We start from the raw sequence: 18,735 nt of genomic DNA, 5'->3' as shown, positions 1-18,735 counted from the left end.
GGCCGGTGCAGCGGCTCACCGCGGCCACCGAACGGGTCGCCGCCACCGGCGATCTGCGCCCGATCCACGGCAGCGGATCCGACGAGCTGGGCCGGCTCACCCACAGCTTCAACGAGATGCTCGGCGCCCTCGACCGCATCAGGGTGGCTCTGCCGGCGTTGAGTGCAGGCAGAGCCACCCCGATGCGCATCGGCGAGCGTGCGGGGGGGCTCAGCCGGGGTTGCGGGTCGCCGGGGTGGCGCCCAGGATGTGCCCGAACTCGATGCCCTTCGCCTCCTTGCCGAGCAAGGTCAGGACCGCGACGGCGAGCAGTACCGGCACGACGGTCACGACCAGTGCGAACCGGTAGCCGTGCGTCTCGGCGAGGGCCTGCTGGATCGGCAGGTTGAACGCGGCCAGGCAGTTGCCCAGCTGATAGGTCACCCCGGGGTAGAAGCCCCGGATCGCGTCCGGGGACATCTCGGTGAGGTGGGCCGGGATCACGCCCCACGCCCCCTGCACACACACCTGCATGAGGAACGACCCGAGGCAGAGCATCCCGGCGCTGCGGGACAGCGCGAACAGGGGCACGATCGGCAACGCGAGCAGCGCGCAGAAGGCGATCGTGCAGCGCCGCCCGAATCGCTCGGACAGCGACCCGAATACGACACCCCCGATCATCGCGCCGATGTTGTAGACGACCGCGATCCAGCTCGCGGCGGCAGCCGACAGGCCCGCACCGTCGTGGTCGGCCGCTTTCAGGAACGTCGGATACAGGTCCTGCGTCCCGTGGCTCATCCAGTTGAACGCGGTCATCAACAGAATCAGGTACACGAACCGCCGGACGACCGCCGGGTTCAGCAGAACATCACGGAAAGAGGTATGAGTGGACCGCATCGTTCTCGACGTGGCGCGCCACACCTCGGATTCCTCGACGCGGGTCCGGATGAACAGGCTGATCAGCGCCGGAAGAATGCTCAGCCCGAAAAGCCAGCGCCAGGACAGCCCGAGACCGCTGATGAGCAGCAACGACGCGAGCGAGGCCAGCAGGTAGCCCATCGCATAACCCTGCTGCAGCACGCCGGAGAAGAAACCCCTGCGCCGCCGCGGGATCTTCTCCATCGCCAGCGCAGCGCCCAGTCCCCATTCGCCACCCATTCCGATGCCGTAGAGCAGGCGCAGGACGAGCAACACGGTGAAGTTCGGCGCGAATGCGCACAGGAAACCGACGACGGAATAGAAGCACACGTCGACCAGGAGCGGGAGCCGCCGGCCCGCCCGGTCGGCCCACACACCGAAGATCACGGCGCCCACCGGCCGCATGAGCAGGGTGACCGTGGTGAGGAACGCCATTCGGGTCAGCGACACCCCGAAATCGCGCGCGATGTCCGCATAGACGAGGACGACGATGAAATAGTCGAAGGCATCCATCGTCCACCCCAGGAGGGCAGCGAGGAATGAATTTCGCTGATCAGGCGTGAGCGGTTGCCGAGAATCGTCGGCCAGATTATGTGGATTCTCCGTCACGAGCAACCTCGCTATTCCGGGGGACGGATGCGGTCGGGACGCTACGCCGCCGGGAGACGTCTCGCCGGACAGGCATCGCACCATTCGTCCGAAAACAGCAGGAATACGCCGGAAAGGAGTTTCCTCCGTGGCTCGGCTCCGGGCCGTCGCGGCGGCCCCGGCGCACGGACGGGCTGCGCCGACTCATCCGCCGCTCGACCACCCCGGGCCCGGGCAGGTCTCACCACAGTGTCCGGCCCCCCGTGATTAAGTGGGCATGTGGCTGGGCCAGCGAGGGAGACGACGGCCGGGACCGGCAGGAAGAGGGGACTCCCCGCACCGCCGGAACTGCTGGCCGCGCCCGGGTACGTCGCCCGGCGCCTGCACCAGGCCTACGTGGCGGCGTGGGTGCGGATGGTCGACCCGACGCTCACCGGACCCCAGTTCGCGGTACTGACCGCGGTCGACGCCTACCCCGGCGTCGAGCAGGGGTCGCTGGCGTCGTCGGTGGCGCTGGACCGCTCGACGATGGCCAGCATCGTGCGCCGGCTCGAGGACCGCGGCCTGATCGTCCGGCACACCCCGGCCGACGACGGCCGCAAGCGGCTGCTGCACCTGACCGACTCCGGCGCCGCGGTGCTGCGCGACGCCGACCGCCGCGCCCGCGAGCTCGACGTGCACCTGATGCGCGGTTACCCCGCCGCGGAGCAGGACCGGCTGCTGCGGGAGCTGACGGCCCTGTCCGAGCACTGGGAGAGCCTCGTCGACGACTGAGCCCGGATCGCTCCCGGGTTTCTGACGCGTTACAGCTCTGAGCGGCTCTTGCTTTTTCAGATCGTCAGTGTTCGGATTATCTCCGTCGGACGCCCCACCCGGACGCCCGAGGACCACGGGAGAGCGACATGACGAGCCCAGGACGAGCACGGGATCGGTCGGTGCGGAACATGCACACGACCGGGCCGAGCCGGCCACCGGGCCCGTCGTCGTGATCACCGGATAGCCACCGGGCCGGGGCCGGCGCGACGGTCCCGGCCTCCGATTCCGGACCTCGTCCCAGCGCCGGCGGCATGCGAGGTCCGGCACCCGGCCACGCCCGGGGACCACAGCCGCCACGCAGCGGCTGCACATCCGATCGCACCGTCCCCGGTGCACGTTGCGGTCGGGCCTGCGGGCCCGTCCGCCGTCGAGCGCACCCGGAAAAGCGACCACGTCGTGGAGGAACAGTGTCGTCCAGCCAGTCGTACGCAGTCACGATCGCCGGCGGCGGTCTCGGTGGCCTCGCCGCCGCGCTGTCGCTGCGGCAGAAGGGACTGCGGACCACGGTTCTGGAACAGGCGCCCGAGCTCGGTGAGGTGGGCGCCGGCATCCAGACCGCGCCCAACGCCAGCCGCATCCTCATCGGCCTGGGCCTGCGCACCCGGCTCGAGGAGATCAAGACCGAGCCACTGGACCAGGTGCGCCGCCGCTGGGAGGACGGCAGCATCATCGCCCAGCTCCCGCTCGGCGAGCGCGTCAAACGCGAGTACGACGCGCCGTACTGGCACTACCACCGTGCCGACCTGCACCGGGTCCTCCTCGACGCCTGCCTGGATCCCGACGGTCCCGGCCCGGTCGTCGAGGTGCACACCGACGCGAAGGTCGTCGGCATCGACCGCACCGACCCGATCCGGCCGGTCGCCATCACCGCGGACGGCCGCGGGTTCGCCGGCGACGTCCTGATCGGCGCCGACGGCATCCGGTCCAGCGTGCGTGACGCGATGGGGCTGCCGGACACGCTGGTCTTCTCCGGGGAGATGGCCTACCGCGCGCTGATCCCCGGCGACAAGATCGCGGCCGACCCCGCGACCCGGTTCCTGCTGGACCGGTTCCACTCCACCATCTGGTACGGCCCCGACCGGCACCTGGTGCACTACATGATCCGCGGCGGGGAGTACCTCAACGTGGTCGCGATCGTGCCGTGCACGCTCGACGTCGATCAGTCCTGGACCGCCCCCGCCACCGCCGACGAGCTCGTCGACGCCTTTCCCGGCTGGGACGATCGCGTCGCCGCGATGCTGTCCAAGGCCGAGGGCGACGCCTCGAAGTGGGCGCTGTACCACCGCCGCCGGGACCCGGTGTGGGTCGACGGGCACGTCACGCTGCTCGGCGACGCCTGCCACGCGATGCTGCCCTACCAGGCCCAGGGCGCCTCCCAGGCGATGGAGGACGCCGCGGTGCTGGCCGAGGAGCTCGGTGCGGTCACCGCCGACGGGATCGCCGGGGCGCTGACCCGCTACGTGTCCCGCCGAGCCAAGCACGCCGGGATGGTGCAGGAGGCGTCGCTGCGCAACATGACCTTCTACCACCTGCCGGACGGCCCCGAGCAGCGGGAACGCGACGAGAAGCTGAAGAACTTCAGCGGCGAGTCCGACGTGTCCTACGACTGGCTGTGGCGCGGCACCCCGCTCAACGACCCCGATCTCGAGGCCTTCTCCTACCCGTTCGTGCGCTGACCCCCGTCCCGACCAGACCCACCCGGAGTCGACATGAGAACAGGCGACCAGGTCGTCCAGGACCTCCCGTGGAAGTGGAGCGTCCAAGGCAGGATCTTCATCATCGGCGGCCTCGGCTACATGTTCGACGCGTGGGACGTCGCGCTGAACGGCTTCCTCACCCCGCTGCTGGGGCAGGAGTTCGGCCTGTCGACGAGCGAGAAGGGCCTGGTCGCGACGGCCAACCTGGTCGGCATGGCGGTCGGCGCCGTCGCCTGGGGCACCGTCGCCGACCGGCTGGGCCGCAAGCGCGCGTTCAGCGTGACGCTGCTGATCTTCGCCCTGTTCTCGGTACTGGGCGCGGTGGCGCCGAACTGGGAGATCTTCCTGGCCCTGCGCTTCCTGGCCGGGGTCGGCCTGGGCGGGTGCATCCCGGTGGACTACGCGATCGTCAGCGAGTTCTCCCCGCGCAGGCAGCGCGGCCGGGTGCTCGCCGCGATGGACGGCTGGTGGCCCATCGGCGCGACGCTGTGCGGCGTGGCGTCCACGCTGCTGCTGCCGCTGAACGGCAACTGGCGCTGGATGCTGGCCGTGATGATCCTGCCCGCCCTGCTGCTGTTCTGGATCCGTCGCGGCATCCCCGAGTCGCCGATCTACCTGACCCGGATGGGGCGCGAGGACGAGGCCCGGGCGGTCATCGACGACCTGGTCACCAAGACCGGCGCGGCCCCCGAGCCCTACGAGATCCCGCTGCCCGTCGCCGCCGAGCAGAAACGCACCCGCGGATTGGCCGCCGCTGCGGAGCAGCTGCGGCTGGTGTGGAGCTTCAACCCGAGGATCACCTCGGTGGCCTGGACGCTGTTCGTCACCGTCATGCTCGTCTACTACGCCGCGCTGAGCTGGATGCCGTCGATCCTGCGCGCCCAGGGTTTCGGCGAGTACGCCGCGTTCGCCGGCACCACCGCGATGAACGCGGTCGGCGTCCTCGGTGTGGTGGTCTCGGTGCTGCTGGTCGAGACCGTCGGCCGCAAGTGGGTCATCGGGGTGTCCGCGCCGCTCGCGGCGGCCGCGCTGGTGATCTTCGCGCTGGTGCTGAGGGTGCCGGCGGCCGCGCTGACGATGATCGCGGTCTTCGGGTTCCTCGTGCTCGTCGCGATCCCGGTGATGTACGCCTACGTCTCCGAGCTGTACCCGACCGAGCTGCGGGCCAGCGGCTTCGGCTGGGCGTCCTCGGCGAGCCGCGCGGTCACCGGGTTCACCCCGCTGATCTTCGGCAGCCTGCTGTGGCCGGTGCTCGGCCTGCCGCTGACGTTCACCGTGCTCGCTGTGGCCGTCATCGCCGCGGTGGTGTGGATGGCGGTCGCCGCGCCGGAGACCCGGGGCCGCGAGCTCGACCGGATCACCGGCGACGTGGCCGAGCCCGTCGTCGCGCCGGCCGCGGTCGCAGCACCCGAGACGGGTGTCCGAGGCTAGACGCATGAAGCCCGCGGCATTCACCTACCACCGCGCCCGCACCGTCGCGGGCGCGGTGGGCCTGCTCGCCGAACTGGGCGAGGAGGCCGAGCTCATCGCCGGCGGCCAGAGCCTGGTGGCGATGATGAACTTCCGGCTCGCCCGCCCCGAGCACCTCGTCGACATCGGCGCGGTGCCGGGACTGGACCACATCCGGCTCGACGGCTCCGGGCTGCGGATCGGGGCGCTGGTCACCCACCACGCCGTCGAGACCGCCGACCTGGACCCGGGATTCGCCGTCGTCCGCGACACCATGCGCTGGATCGGGCACCTGCCCATCCGCACCCGCGGCACCGTCGGGGGCAGCCTCGCGCACGCGGACGCGACCGCGGAGTGGTGCCTGCTCGCCGTCCTGCTCGACGCCGGGATCGTGGCCGAGGGCCCGGGCGGGCGCCGCACGATCCCGGCCGCCGGCATGTTCCACGGCCCGTTCACCACGGCGCTGGACGCCGACGAGATGATCGTCGAGGTCGCCTTTCCGCGGCCGGCGCCGCACGCCGCGGTCACCGAATTCGCCGAGCGGCGCGGAGACTTCGCGATCGTCGCCGCCGGTGTGGACATCGCGCTGTCCGCCGACGGATCCCGGGTGCACGGCGGCCGGGTCGTCCTGGGCGGGGTCGCTCCGGTGCCGCTGCGCGTCCCCGCCGCCGAGGCCGTCCTGGCCCGCGGCGACCTGGCCGGACCCGACCTGTTCGCCGAGTGCGCGGCCACGGCCGCGGCGGCGATCGATCCGCGCGGCGACGCCACCGGCAGCGCGCACTACCGGCGTGCGCTCACCCGGACCCTGGTCGCGCGCGCCTGTGAGGAGGCCCTGTCCCGATGAGTCCGCACGAGCCCACGTTCACCCCCGGCGGCACCTGGGTCGGGGCCTCGGTCCCGCGCCGCGAGGACCCGCGGCTGCTGGCCGGGCGTGGCCGGTTCGTCGACGACATCCACCTGCCCGGGATGCTGCACGCCCAGTTCGTCCGCAGCACCGTGGCGCACGGTGTGATCACCGGAATCGACCTGTCCGCGGTGCGCGAGGTGCCCGGCGTCGTCGCCGCGTTCACCGCCGCCGACCTGGACCTGGCCGACATCACCGCGGTGCTGGACCGCCCGGAACCTGAGTTCGTGCCCACCGACATGCCGGTGCTGGCCCGTGACCGGGTGCGCTACGTCGGCGAGCCGATCGCGATCGTGATCGCCCGCGACCCGTACGGGGTGGAGGACGGTCTGGAGGCCGCGGTCGTCGACTACGACGTGCTGCCCCCGATCGTCACCGACACCCGGGCGCTCGAACCCGGCGCGCCGCTGGTGCACGACAACGCCCCTGCCAACACCCTGCTCGACGTCACGATGTTCGCCACCGAGGGCATCGACGACGTGTTCGGGCAGGCGCCGTGCGTGGTGCGGGTGCGCACCAAGACCGGGCGGCAGAACGCGCTGCCGCTGGAGACCCGCGGCGTCGTCGCAGAGTGGGACGACCGCGACGAGCAGCTGCGCGTGCAGACCTGTACCCAGGTCCCGCACCAGGTCCGCACGGTGCTGGCCCGCTGCACCGGCCTCGACGAGCGCTCGGTGCGGGTCCTGGTGCCCGACATGGGCGGCGGCTTCGGGCAGAAGTGCGTGGTCGGCCGCGAGGAGATCGCTACCGCGGCCGCCGCACTGCGGTTGCGCCGTCCGGTGAAGTGGATCGAGGACCGCAAGGACGCGCTGACCGCGGCGTTCCTCGCCCGCGAGCAGCGCTACGACGTGCGCGCCGCGTTCGACGCCGACGGGCGCATCCTCGCCATCGACGCCGACGTGGTCTGCGACATGGGCGCCTACTCCTGCTACCCGTTCACCGCCGGCATCGAGCCGCTGATGGCCTCGGCGGAGATGCCCGGGGTCTACCGGCTGCCCGCCTACCGGGTCCGCGGCCGGGCCGTCACCACGAACAAGGCGCCGACCGCGCCGTACCGGGGCGTGAGCCGTCCGCAGTACGTGATGGTCGTAGAGCGGCTCTTCGAGAAGGCGGCGCGGGCCCTCGACATGGACCCGGTCGAGATCCGCCGCCGCAACCTGATCACCGTGTTCCCCTACACCGGGATCAACAACATCACCTACGACCCGGGCTCCTACCTGGAGTCGCTGAACCTGTGCGAGCAGGTGCTGCACGACGAGGGCTGGTACGAGCGCAAGCGCGAGCTGGCCGGCCGGGACCGGGTGCTCGGCATCGGCTACGCGTGCTTCTCCGAACGCACCGGCTACGGCTCCGGTGCGTTCGCGCAGCGCAGGATGTCGGTCGTCCCCGGGTTCGACATCTCCGAGGTCCGGATGGACACCTCCGGCACGCTGACCGTCACCACCGGCACGCTCAGCCACGGCCAGAGCCACGAGACGACGATGGCGCAGATCGTGGCCGACCGGCTCGGCGTCGACATCGCCCGGGTGAAGATCCAGCAGGGTGACACCGACCGGGTCACCTACGGCTGGGGTTCCTTCGCCAGCCGGTCGATCACCATCGGCGGCAGCGCGGTCGCCGCGGCGTCGGTCAAGCTCGCCGACGTCCTGCGCGAGATCGCCGCGCACCTGCTGGAGACCCACGTCGAGAACACCGAGCTCGACGGCGCGGGCGGGGTCCGGCTGCGCGACGACCACGCGAAGCGGCTGTCGTTCGAGGAGCTGGCCGACGTCGCCTACCTGAGGGCGCACCTGCTGCCCAAGGACGTCGGCCCGGGACTGTGCGCCACCGCGAGCTTCGACGTCGCGGGCGACGGCACGTTCTCCAACGCCACCCACGGCGTCGTCGTCGAACTGCACCCGGGCACCGGGCAGGTGGAGATCCTGCGCTACGTGTGCGTCGAGGACTGCGGGGTGGCGATCCATCCGCAGGTCGTCGAGGGCCAGTGCCGCGGCGGCATCGCCCAGGGCATCGCCGGGGTGCTGTTCGAGCAGGTCGGCTACGACGAGAACGGCGAGCCGTCCTGCGCGAGCTTCATGGACTACAAGGTGCCGACGGCCGCCGAGATGCCCGAGATCGCGATCCACCACCTCGAGACGCCCTGCGCCTTCACAGAGAGCGGCGCGAAGGGCGCCGGTGAGGGCGGCACGATCGGTGCCCCGGCGGCGGTGCTCAACGCGGTCAACGACGCGCTCCGCGTCACCGGCGTCGAACTCGACGACACCCCGATCACCCCGGAGGCCGTCCTCCGCGCCCTGGAGCCGGCCTGACCCCGTGCCGGCGTACCGAGAGGAGGATCTGTGAGCGAGAAGCAGTTGATCGAGTTGATCGTGAACGGGGAGACGCACGAGCTGATCATCGAGCCGCGGCGGACGCTGGTCGACGTGCTGCGCCACGATCTCGAACTGACCGGCACGCACGTCGGGTGCGAGCACGGGATCTGCGGGGCGTGCACGGTGCTGCTCGACGGCGCCCCGGTGCGGGCCTGCCTGATCTTCGCCGCGCAGGTCGAGGGCCACGACGTCCGCACGGTCGAGTCGCTGGCCCACGCCGACGGCACGCTGAACGACCTGCAGCAGGCCTTCTCCGCCCACCACGGGTTGCAGTGCGGCTTCTGCACGCCCGGGTTCCTGATGCTCGCCGAGGGGTTCCTCGCCGAGCGGCCGGAGGCGACGAAGGAGGAGATCCGCGAGGTCGTCGCATCGAACCTGTGCCGGTGCACCGGGTACCAGACGATCGTGGAGGCGATCGACGACTGTGCGGCCCGCCGCCGCGCCGACCTGCAGGCCCGGCTCGACGCCCACGCCGCGCAGAGCGCCTGACGCGTCTCGCCGGCGGTCACCGTGCCGCGCCGCTCGCGGACACGGCCGCCCGACCCACCCGAGCAGCAAGGAGATCGGATGACCAGCCAGTACGGCGAACCGACCGACCGCACGTACGAGCGCGCCGGCTTCGGCGCGACCGTGCGCCGCGGGGTCCGGCCTGCGATCGTCGTCGTCGACCTGACCCGCGGTTTCACCGACCCGGCCCATCCCACCGGCACCGACCTGACCGACGTCGTCGCCGCGACCGGCGAGCTGATCGCGGCGGGGCGGCCCGCGGGTGTGCCCGTGGTGTTCACGACCATCGCCTACACCGATGCCGAGGCCGGCGGCCGCGACGGGACACCGGCCGTCACCTGGCTGCACAAGGCGCCCGGGATGCGCGCGCTGCGCGAGGGCAGCGACGCCGTCGCGATCGACCCGCGGCTGCCCCGCGAGCCGGCCGATCACCTGATCACGAAGAAGGGGGCGTCCGCGTTCTTCGGTACCCCACTGGCCGCGACCCTGGCCGGGCTGCACTGCGACACCGTGCTGGTCTGCGGAGCCACCACCAGCGGCTGCGTACGCGCGACCGCGGTCGACGCCGTCCAGTCCGGGTTCTCCGTGCTCGTTCCCCGGGCCTGCGTCGGCGACCGGGCGCAGGGCCCGCACGAGGCCAACCTGTTCGACATCCAGGCCAAGTACGGCGACGTCATCGAACTCGACGATGCGATCGGCTACCTCGCCGGGCCGGCCGGCCGGGCGGGCGCCCGATGAGCGCCGCGGTCGCCGCCGGCCCGCGCGGCGTGCTGCAGTCCGCGCTGGCCGACCTGGCCGAGGTCCCCGCCACCAGCCGGTGGGTCCGCTCCGGGCCGGTCCGGCTGCACGTGCTCGACTACGGCGGGGACGGGGTGCCGATGGTCGTGCTCCCCGGGATCACCAGCCCGGCGATCACCATGGACTTCGTGGTGCGGGAGCTGACAGATCTGGTCCGCCCGGTCGTCGTCGACGTCCGGGGCCGCGGGTTGTCGGACGGTGCCGGGTCGTACACCCTGGCCGACTACGCCGGCGACACCGAGGCCGTGATCGCCGGGCTCGGGCTGGACCGGCCGCTGCTGCTGGGGCACTCGATGGGTGCCCGGATCGCCGCGCTGACCGCGGCCCGGGGCGCGGACCTGCGCGGGACGGTGCTGGTCGACCCACCGATGAGCGGCCCGGGCCGTGGCCCGTACCCGACGACGCTGGAGGCGTTCCTGGGCCAGCTCGCCGAGGCCCGGCGCGGCACCGACGCCGACGAGGTCGCCCGGGCCTGGCCCCGCTGGCCGCGCCCCGAACAGGAGCTGCGGGCCCGCTGGCTGTCCAGTTGCGACGCCGAGGCGGTCACGGCCACCCACCGGGGTTTCGAGAGCGAGGACTTCTTCGACGCCTGGCCGTCGGTCCCCGCCCCGGCCGTGCTGATCCACGGCGCCGACAGCCCGGTGGTGACCGCGGCCGGCGCCGCCGAGGCGGCGCGGGCGAACCCGCAGGCGCGGCTCGTTGCGGTCCCCGCCGCCGGGCACATGGTGTTCTGGGACAACCCGCCGGTCGCGGTGCAGGCCGTCCGCGACGCGTTGACGCAGCTCCCGGGCTGACTGACACGGGGCGGCGGGGCGCCCGGGCGCCCGCCGCACCGTGGGTGCGCGGTCAGTTCGCGGCCATCGCCGCCCGGCCGACGTCGCCGGGGTCGGCCACCTCGCCGCTGAGCAGCCGGCCGGCGTTCGGGACCGTCGTGGCGAGCCCCAGCTCGGACAGGATGCGGAACGTCGTGGCGGTGGCCGCCGACAGCACCGGCAGGCCGGCCTCGTCCTCCACCGGCTGGATCGAGGGCAGCGACGGCATCTGCACGCACGCCGAGAGCACGAGCGCGTCGGCACGGCTGAGGTCCAGGCGCCGCCAGTGCTCACGCAGGTCGGCCGGGTCGAGGCGGGCGACGGCCAGGTTGTCCGGCACCTCCAGGCTCAGCGCGTCGACGACCTCGATCCCGGCGGCCTCGATGTACTCGGCGACCAGCGCCGTCAGCGGCTTCATGTACGGCGTGATCATCGCAATCCTGCGGGCGCCCAGCGCCGCGATGCCGGACAGCAGCGCGCCCGCACTGGACACCACCGGGGCCTGCGAGCCCTCGCTGCGCAGCGCCGCGGTGATGGTGTCCTCGGCCGTGCAGTGATAGCCGGCGCCCTGCGCCATGATCGCGACGAGGCACGCGGAGGCGACGACGTCCGGGCGGGCGTCGGCGAGCTCCAGGGCGGCGCGCTCCGCCTGCGCGTTCATCGCCTGCAGCTGCTCGGGCGTCACGTGCTGCATGCGCGCCCGGGCGGAGTGGAACAGGAACCGGTCGCCCGGCTCGACGTCCTCCCGGGCCCGCAGCATCCGCGGCAGCTCGGTCTCCATCGTCAGGTTCGAGCTGGGCACGATCATGCCGATGTGGTGGTCGGTCACGGGAACCTCCTGGTCTGCGGGGACGGAGCTCATCGACGGCCGGCAGGACGCATCTGCGGGACGGTCAGCTCCCCGGCGTCGACGATGAGCTCGTCGTCGAGGTACAGGCTGCACCCGCGCATCGGGATGTCGAAATGGCACGGCGTGTCGTTCGGGCCGCCGAGCTCGTTGTTCGGCCCGATCGAGAACATGACGTTGCCGTAGAACGAGCGCAGCTCCATGCCCATTCCGCCGCCGAACTGGGTCAGCCCGTGCCAGTGCGCGCGCTCGTCGAGGCCCCAGCCCACGTGGCTCATGCCGTAGCCGCGCGGGTCGTCGAAGCTCTTGATGTAGGACGCGAGCAGGTCGGCGTCCAGGCCGCCGCGGATGTCACGGATGAAGCCCTGCTCGATCGTGATGGTCACCGGGGTCTGCACGTAGGTGTTGAACGGCAGCAGCACGTCGCCGGGGGCGAGCACGATGGTGCCGTCCACGCCGTCGTCGGCGCCGCCGGTGAACACGAACGCCGCCGGCCAGTGGTCCCAGCGGCCGGGCTGGTCGGTGTAGCCGTACTCGCTGATCGTCGGGTAGACGCCCAGCCGGTAGGTGACGTCGGTGCCGTGCGGGCTGGTGATGCGCATGCTGCCGGCCTTGGCCAGCAGCTCGGCGCCGGTCTCGACGCGCTCCCGCAGCTCGCGGGTCGGCATCAGCCGGGCCAGCAACGGGGCGGGCTCGACGGTGGTCAGGATGCGGGTGCCCGCGTCCTGGATGGCGAACTGCTCCTTGCTGAACAGCAGGAACGTCAGGTCGACGAGCATGTCGCTCTGCTTGAGCGCGTCGACGGCGACGGGGTTGGTGCCCAGACCGGACTCGCCGACCGCCCAGGCGCCCGACGCGCTCGCCGGCGAGGGCAGCCGCATGTGGAACGTGCTCGCCCCCAGCTTCTGCGCAGCCCACATGAAGGCGTTCGCGTAGCCGGCCCGCTCGTCGCCCCTGGTCAGGACGGAGATCGTCTCGCCCTCGTGCACCGCGCTGAGCGTCAGCTGCTGCAGACAGATGTCGTTGAGCAGGTTCTGGTCCATACGAGCCTCCCGGATCCGAGATAGTCCGAACACTGACGATCCCTGGTCGGCCCGGACAGGTCAAGAGCATCGGCGCTGTTCGAGCGCGGTGCCGGCACGGTTACCTGAGAACACCGGCATCCCACGCCGAGAATTCCCGGCGCTGCTCTGTATCGGGCACCCACGCGACACGAAGAATGGGTCGGTGCTGCCTTGAGCTCGCCGATCGAGACACCCAGGAGCCTGCCATGACGAACGCAACGGACCCGACGTTCTACCGCAGCCCCGCCGATGCAGCCGCCGCCCCTGCCGAACGGCTCGCCTACGTGGTCGCCTTCGACCGGGCCGGCGACCGGCCCGACGCACTCGCCGTGGTCGACGTCGACGCGTCGTCGGACCGGTACGGGCAGATCGTGGGCTGGGCCGACATGCCGACCCGTGGGGACGAGCTCCACCACTTCGGCTGGAACGCCTGCTCCAGCGCCCTGCTGCACGCCGGCCACGACCACGGCGACGACGGCCTGCAGCGCCGCTACCTGCTACTGCCCGGCCTGCGCAGCTCCAACGTGCACGTCTACGACACCCGGCCGGACCCGACATCCCCGCAGCTGGTGAAGACGATCACCGCGCAGGAACTGGCCGACAAGGCCGGCTACTCCCGGCCGCACACCCTGCACTGCGGCCCGGACGGCGTCTTCCTGTCCTGCCTGGGCGGAGCGGGCGAGCACGACGGACCCGGCGGCATCGCGCTGCTCGACCACACCACGTTCGACGTGCTGCGCCCGTGGGAGACCGACCGCGGTCCCCAGTACCTGGCCTACGACGCGTGGTGGCACCTCACCCAGAACACGCTGGTCAGCAGCGAGTGGGGGACTCCCTCGATGATCGAGAACGGAATCGACCCGGAGTTGCTGCTGAGCAACTCCTACGGCCACACACTGCATTTCTGGGATCTCGAGAAAGGTGTGCATCAGCAGGCCGTCGACCTCGGCGCCGAACACCAGATGGTGCTCGAGCTGCGGCCCGCCCACGACCCGGACGCAAGCTACGGCTTCGTCGGCGTCGTGGTGTCCACCGCCGACCTGTCGGCCTCGGTCTGGCGCTGGTACCGCGACGACGGCGCCTGGGCCGCCGAGAAGGTGATCACGATTCCGGCCGAGCCCGCGGACCCCGCCGACCTGCCTCCCGCACTGGCCCCCTTCGGGGCGGTGCCGCCGCTGGTGACCGACATCGACCTGTCGGTCGACGACCGGATGCTCTACGTCTCCTGCTGGGGCACCGGCGAGCTCAAGCAGTACGACGTGTCCGACCCCCGCACACCCCGGGAGGTCGGATCGCTGCGCCTCGGCGGCATCGTCGGCCGCGCCGCCCACCCCGCCGCCCCCGGCCTGCCGCTCGCCGGCGGCCCGCAGATGGTCGAGGTCAGCCGCGACGGCCGCCGCGTCTACCTGACCAACTCGCTCTACGGAGTCTGGGACGACCAGTTCTACCCCGACGGCGTCGGCGCCTGGATGGCGAGGATCGACACCGAGCCGACCGGCGGAATGGCGCTCGATCCTGCGTTCTTCCCGCACGGCGACGCGTTCCGCGGCCTGCGCGTGCACCAGGTCCGTCTGCAGGGCGGCGATGCATCCTCGGACTCCTACTGCTTCCGCTGAGCCCCACCTGCAGGGCCGCAACCGCCCAGATTCGGATCGGATGTGGCCAGATCCGGATTGGAACCGACCCCAGGTCGGCCCTTCACTGGCAGGGAACGAGCGTCGGCGAACGGAGAACGAGATGGATGGAGCTGCAGAGCACGCCGGCGGGCCTGCGGTCGAACTGACACTCGTCGACCCCGGCGTGCAGGTCATCCGCGTCACGGACCGGCCGGATGCGGACACGACGTCGCAGTTGGCGGAGGTTCTCGCGCACGTGCTGCTGCAGTCGCCCTGGGCGATCGTCGTGGATCTGTCGGCCCTGGACGGGCTGGACCTCCACGCGGTGCAGGTGCTCACGGGGGCCGCGCGATGGGCGGGCGAACTGGACATCGGGTACGTCTTGGCGGGACCGAGTCAGGCCGCCATGACGACGCTCGCCGCAGCGGGCTGCCGGAGACTCTTCGAGATCCACGGCACACCGGGCGAGGCGCTCGCGGCGCTGCGCGACGGGCCGATTCAGAGCTCGGCCTGACGGGGCTCAGGCGCGACTGCGCAGGGTCTCCGACGGGGTTGTGCCGTAGGCGGCCCGGTAGGCCGCCGCGAAGCGGCCGACATGGAGGAATCCGTTGCGGGCCGCGATCCGGCTGACGGTGTCGGTCGCCGGATCGGCGCGGCGCAGGTCGTCATGGACCCGGCGGAGCCGGACGGCGTGCAGATAGCGCATCGGCGACGTCCCGACGCGGTGCTGAAAGCCGGCGTCGAGGCGCCGGACGCTGACATGCGCGATGCCGGCGAGCTGGGCGAGCGTGAAACGGCGCTCGGGATGGGTGTGGATCGCGTCGATCGCCCGGTCGAGGCTCGTGGCTGCACGGCCGTCCTGCGGGCCCGGTCCGGGCCGGTCGAGCTCCGCGGGATCGCCGTCCGGGTTCCGACTGCTCAGCAGCCGGGGCACGAACAGGCCCTCGCGATTGGCCTGCAGCGCAGCGAGAGCGACGTTGCGGGCACCCAGCTTGGACATGACGTCCGCGATGTGCGCCACGACGGCGTACTCCGTGACGCCCAGCGCGGTGGCGATGCGCCGGCGGGAGTAGTTCTCGACCAGGTACCCGAGGATCTCGAGCTGGCGGGCGCTCAGCCCGTACAGGTTGCCCGGCGAAGAGATGAGCACGGCGGCGGCGAGGTGCTGGAGCGGCTGGTTCGGGCAGGCCAGCGCGGTGATCCGCAGGTATCCGCCGGGCACGTCGGCCGCGGACGAGGGGCACAGGAACGTGCAGTAGGTGGCGCCGTCGGCGAGCTGGCGGGCCACGGCATCGAGGACCGGCGAGCCGGAACACAACAGGGTGTGCGACGGCAGGCCGGGCAGCGGGAGGGCCGCCCCGCTGTCGGTCAGCACCACGCCGGCCTGGGCGCGCTGCACGATCTGCGCGGAGGTGGCGATCAGCCGCAGCGGGTCCAGCGCCACCGCCATCGTCGGAGCCAGCATCCCGATCAGGTCCCGAGCGCTGTCGGTCGGGTGCGCAGGGGTGTCGGTGTGCAGGGCGAGGATGCCCAGATGGCGTCCGTCAGGGGTGAACAGCGAGACGCCGATCCCCGCGCAGAACCCGGCGGGCCGCAGGTAGTCCGCCCACAGCGGCAGCCTGGCCGTCGGCTCGGGCAGGTCACGCAGGCATACCGGGTCCGCCGAGCGGTGCATGCCCAGCGACTCGATGATGTCGAGAATCCGTGAGCCGGCGGCGTACCGGCGGGTGCGGGCGTCGTAGCCGCGGCAGACCAGCGGAACCAGCCGCCGGTGTTCGGGGTCGAGCAGCGCGATGCAGGCGCCCGCGAACGGCACCAGCCGGCGCAGCGGCGCCAGCAGCGCCTGGGCACGGTCGTCGATGCTGCCGGGTAGCGCGGCGGTTCTCGTGACCTCGGCCACGACCGCGAGGGCACGGTCGTCCATCGACCGGACCGGCTCCACCGAAGATCAGCCCCTCCCCACGGCACGGGACGGGACGAACAGACCGGTCGTCAGCGCGCGCATCAGCGTCAGCGCCCGGTCCGGGGCTCCGATCTTGCACCGGATCTGCTCGACCCGGTGCAGGACGGTGGCGCGGGTGACCCGGAACGCGACGGCGACCCGGTCGGTCGACCATCCCTCGACGAGGAGCCCGAGCAAGTCGAGCTCGGCCCCGGTGAGCCCCCTGAGATCACCCGGTTCGGACAGGGCGACCACGGCAGACAGGCGGTGCGGCGGTTCCGCGGCAAGACCGAGCACGGTGACGCGGACATGTCCCGGCCCGTCGTCGGTCGGGTACGGCCACAGGAACATGACCAGGCTGGGGCCGCGGGTGACCTGCTGGACGGCCACAGCCAGCAGCGGCGAATCGCGGCGCAACAGGGGATGGAGGTGCAGGCCGGGCAGCGGTTCGATGTCCCCGTCGCGGGTCACAACGGCGCCGGCATGGGCCCCGGCGAGCAGGCGGGCCGCCGCTGCCACCCCACGCAACGGGTCGAAGGCGCGCGCGAACACCGGCCCCAGCGCCTCCAGCAGGTTCAGTGCCGGGTCGGTGGGATGGGCCGCGGTGTCGGTGTGCACGCTGAGGAGGCCCAGGTAGCGCCCGTCGCTGGTGAACAGCCCGAGGCCCGCGCCCTCGCGGAATCCGGCGGGGCACAGGTACTCGGCCCAGACCGGCAACTCCGACGGCGGCACCGGCAAGCGCCGCACGCACATCGCCCGGGCCGACCGGTTCATCCCGATCAGTTCGATGTCCTGAACCATCGCCGGGCCGGCCATGTACCGGCTGACCTGCTCGTCATAGCCGTGGCTGGTGATCGGGAGAAACTTCCCGGAACCGGGGTCGAGCAGGCCGAACCAGTGCGCGGTGAACGGCACCATCCGGCGCAGCGGCTCCAGCAGGGCTTCGGCGCGATCCTGCATGTTGGCCGGCGAGTCGGCGATTCCGTACACGTCGAAGGCGATGCGATCGGCTCCGGTCAGGACATCCGCCATCTCGCGCACCTGCTCCCTGTGGCCAGGACCCGCGATGGACCACTCTGAACGCGCGTCCACCGGCACGCTTCGGCCCGGCAGAGCGAACCCGCCGCAGGCCGCCATCCCGGCGGGACGAGGCCCCGGTGATCAGTGCGTCGAGCTGATCGTCCGGCCGGCCACGCCGGAGCGGGCGGGCAGCGTGCGCACGGCGTCCTCGCCGTTGAGCCGCATGGCCGACGGCCCGGGGACGCCGGGCCGCTCACGGGCGAGAACGTCGGCGGCTCCGGGCGGATCAGGTTCTCCCGCTCGGCGAACAGCCCGTCGTTGGCCCGGACCACGCGCCACCGAGGCTCCGCGAGGCGAGGTCGGGCAGCTCGGTGAACGCAGCGCCGATGGTCATGTCAGGCTCCTCCCCGGGTGAGCAGCCGACCGCGCTCGGGCCGCCCATGATGCCGAGGCCGATGAAGGCGACCCGGATGCTCAGCGGGGCGCTGGGCGATGTCATGCGCTTCTCCTCTCGCGGGGCAGCCAGTCGAACGCGTCGGCGCCGGCACCGGACGGCTTGTACTCGCATGCGACCAGGCCGCCGTAGCCGGCGCGCTCCAGGCCTGTCAGCCAGCGGTCCAGCGGCAGCTCACCGGTGCCCGGCTCGTTGCGACCGGGCGCGTCGGCGATCTGGACGTGCCCGACCCGGTCGGTGTGCGCGGCGATGGCCGCGTCGACGTCGTCACCGTTGACGGCCAGGTGGTAGAGGTCGCACAGGAACGCGATGTTGGCGGCCCCCGCGGCACGCACCCGGTCGACGACCGCGACGGCGTCGGCGGCCGTGCGCAGCGGGTAGGGCTTCGGGCCGCTCACCGGCTCGATCAGCACGGTCGCACCGAACGGGGCGACGGCCGCGGCGGCGTCGACCAGGTTCTGGGTGGCGAGCTCGTCCTGTTCCTGGGGGGTCGCGTCCTCGACCCGGACCCCGTACAGCGCGTTGAACGCGCCGACGCCGAGGCGTTCCCCGATGTCCGCGGCGACGGCGAGGCTGTCCCGGAACCCGGCGGAGCGCTTCGGCAGGGAGAGCACGCCGAGGTCCGGGCCGGCCAGGTCGCCGGCGAAGAAGTTGAGGCCGACGATCCGCAATCCCTCGTCGCGGACCGCGGTGACGAACGCGTCGACGTCGCGGTCGGCGGGCACCGGCTGCTCGGGCCACGGCCACCAGAACTCGACGGCGCCGAACCCGGCTTCCCGGGCAGCGGCGGGGCGCCGCAGGAGTGGCAGCTCGGTGAACAGGATCGAGCAGTTGACCGCGTACCTCAGCTGGTGCGACATCATCACACTTTCCGTAGTTCGGAAACCTCATTCTGTGATACGAAAAAGGCTAGGTCTGCGTCCGAGGCCCGTCAAGGTCCGGAGCGCCGACG

The 18,735-nt window shown here is 72.0% G+C and carries 17 protein-coding genes and 1 pseudogene; 11 read left to right on the top strand and 7 right to left on the bottom strand.

Annotated elements, in window-relative coordinates; genetic code table 11:
• Positions 1–131, top strand: a pseudogene (locus HF526_RS11400) (HAMP domain-containing protein); the annotation flags it as partial.
• Positions 132–210: 79 nt separating this feature from the next.
• Here the strand turns inward: HF526_RS11400 and HF526_RS11395 are convergent.
• Positions 211–1,410, bottom strand: coding sequence for an MFS transporter (locus HF526_RS11395; RefSeq protein ID WP_239028566.1), 1,200 nt, complete (start codon positions 1,408–1,410; stop codon positions 211–213).
• A gap of 354 nt (positions 1,411–1,764) precedes the next feature.
• Between HF526_RS11395 and HF526_RS11390 the strand changes: the two genes are divergently transcribed.
• From HF526_RS11390 to HF526_RS11355, 8 genes are all read left to right on the top strand, one after another.
• Positions 1,765–2,259: a MarR family winged helix-turn-helix transcriptional regulator gene (locus HF526_RS11390; RefSeq protein ID WP_338051409.1), complete on the top strand. Its 495-nt coding sequence runs from the start codon at positions 1,765–1,767 to the stop codon at positions 2,257–2,259.
• A 449-nt stretch (positions 2,260–2,708) separates the two neighbouring features.
• A complete protein-coding gene (locus HF526_RS11385; RefSeq protein WP_169381352.1) occupies positions 2,709–3,977 on the top strand; it encodes an FAD-dependent monooxygenase in 1,269 nt (422 codons plus the stop codon).
• A gap of 33 nt (positions 3,978–4,010) precedes the next feature.
• The gene (locus tag HF526_RS11380; protein WP_169381351.1) at positions 4,011–5,429 is read left to right on the top strand and encodes an MFS transporter; all 1,419 of its coding nucleotides are present in this window, start codon (positions 4,011–4,013) and stop codon (positions 5,427–5,429) included.
• Between the two features lie 4 nt (positions 5,430–5,433).
• Positions 5,434–6,291 (top strand): FAD binding domain-containing protein, encoded by an 858-nt coding sequence (locus HF526_RS11375; protein WP_169381350.1) that lies wholly within the window; start codon positions 5,434–5,436, stop codon positions 6,289–6,291.
• Positions 6,288–8,660, top strand: coding sequence for a xanthine dehydrogenase family protein molybdopterin-binding subunit (locus HF526_RS11370; RefSeq protein WP_169381349.1), 2,373 nt, complete (start codon positions 6,288–6,290; stop codon positions 8,658–8,660). The genes HF526_RS11375 and HF526_RS11370 overlap by 4 nt, the downstream gene beginning before the upstream one ends.
• 30 nt (positions 8,661–8,690) lie before the next feature.
• Positions 8,691–9,212: a 2Fe-2S iron-sulfur cluster-binding protein gene (locus HF526_RS11365; RefSeq protein WP_169381348.1), complete on the top strand. Its 522-nt coding sequence runs from the start codon at positions 8,691–8,693 to the stop codon at positions 9,210–9,212.
• A 78-nt stretch (positions 9,213–9,290) separates the two neighbouring features.
• The gene (locus HF526_RS11360) at positions 9,291–9,968 is read left to right on the top strand and encodes an isochorismatase family protein (RefSeq protein WP_169381347.1); all 678 of its coding nucleotides are present in this window, start codon (positions 9,291–9,293) and stop codon (positions 9,966–9,968) included.
• Positions 9,965–10,822, top strand: a complete 858-nt coding sequence (locus tag HF526_RS11355) for an alpha/beta fold hydrolase (protein ID WP_169381346.1) — start codon at positions 9,965–9,967, stop codon at positions 10,820–10,822. The genes HF526_RS11360 and HF526_RS11355 overlap by 4 nt, the downstream gene beginning before the upstream one ends.
• A gap of 52 nt (positions 10,823–10,874) precedes the next feature.
• Here HF526_RS11355 and HF526_RS11350 read toward each other — a convergent pair whose 3' ends face one another.
• Together HF526_RS11350 and HF526_RS11345 are read right to left on the bottom strand one after the other, a co-directional pair.
• Positions 10,875–11,669 (bottom strand): aspartate racemase/maleate isomerase family protein, encoded by a 795-nt coding sequence (locus HF526_RS11350; RefSeq protein ID WP_169381345.1) that lies wholly within the window; start codon positions 11,667–11,669, stop codon positions 10,875–10,877.
• A 29-nt stretch (positions 11,670–11,698) separates the two neighbouring features.
• Positions 11,699–12,730, bottom strand: a complete 1,032-nt coding sequence (locus HF526_RS11345) for a 2,5-dihydroxypyridine 5,6-dioxygenase NicX family protein (RefSeq protein ID WP_169381344.1) — start codon at positions 12,728–12,730, stop codon at positions 11,699–11,701.
• A gap of 227 nt (positions 12,731–12,957) precedes the next feature.
• Between HF526_RS11345 and HF526_RS11340 the strand changes: the two genes are divergently transcribed.
• A complete protein-coding gene (locus HF526_RS11340; protein ID WP_169381343.1) occupies positions 12,958–14,367 on the top strand; it encodes a selenium-binding protein SBP56-related protein in 1,410 nt (469 codons plus the stop codon).
• Between the two features lie 121 nt (positions 14,368–14,488).
• Entirely contained in the window at positions 14,489–14,881 is a 393-nt protein-coding gene (locus tag HF526_RS11335; RefSeq protein ID WP_169381342.1) for an STAS domain-containing protein, read from the top strand.
• A gap of 6 nt (positions 14,882–14,887) precedes the next feature.
• Here the strand turns inward: HF526_RS11335 and HF526_RS11330 are convergent, their stop codons facing one another.
• The 4 genes from HF526_RS11330 to HF526_RS11315 all read right to left on the bottom strand — a co-directional run bounded on the left by HF526_RS11330 (position 14,888) and on the right by HF526_RS11315 (position 18,643).
• Positions 14,888–16,291, bottom strand: a complete 1,404-nt coding sequence (locus tag HF526_RS11330) for a helix-turn-helix domain-containing protein (protein ID WP_169381341.1) — start codon at positions 16,289–16,291, stop codon at positions 14,888–14,890.
• A gap of 24 nt (positions 16,292–16,315) precedes the next feature.
• Entirely contained in the window at positions 16,316–17,341 is a 1,026-nt protein-coding gene (locus HF526_RS11325) for a helix-turn-helix transcriptional regulator (RefSeq protein WP_169381340.1), read from the bottom strand.
• 274 nt (positions 17,342–17,615) lie between these two features.
• Positions 17,616–17,828 carry a hypothetical protein gene (locus HF526_RS34575; protein WP_211177060.1) on the bottom strand — a complete coding sequence of 71 codons (213 nt, stop codon included), beginning with the start codon at positions 17,826–17,828 and terminating at the stop codon, positions 17,616–17,618.
• Positions 17,825–18,643 carry a hydroxypyruvate isomerase family protein gene (locus HF526_RS11315; RefSeq protein WP_169381339.1) on the bottom strand — a complete coding sequence of 273 codons (819 nt, stop codon included), beginning with the start codon at positions 18,641–18,643 and terminating at the stop codon, positions 17,825–17,827. Before HF526_RS11315 ends, HF526_RS34575 begins: the two co-directional genes overlap by 4 nt.
• Positions 18,644–18,735 lie beyond the last annotated feature (92 nt).

Origin of the sequence: Pseudonocardia acidicola (genome assembly GCF_012911935.1) — a bacterium.
In the GTDB taxonomy this organism is placed as follows: domain Bacteria; phylum Actinomycetota; class Actinomycetes; order Mycobacteriales; family Pseudonocardiaceae; genus Pseudonocardia; species Pseudonocardia acidicola.
This window is presented reverse-complemented; position numbering and strand designations above follow the sequence as displayed.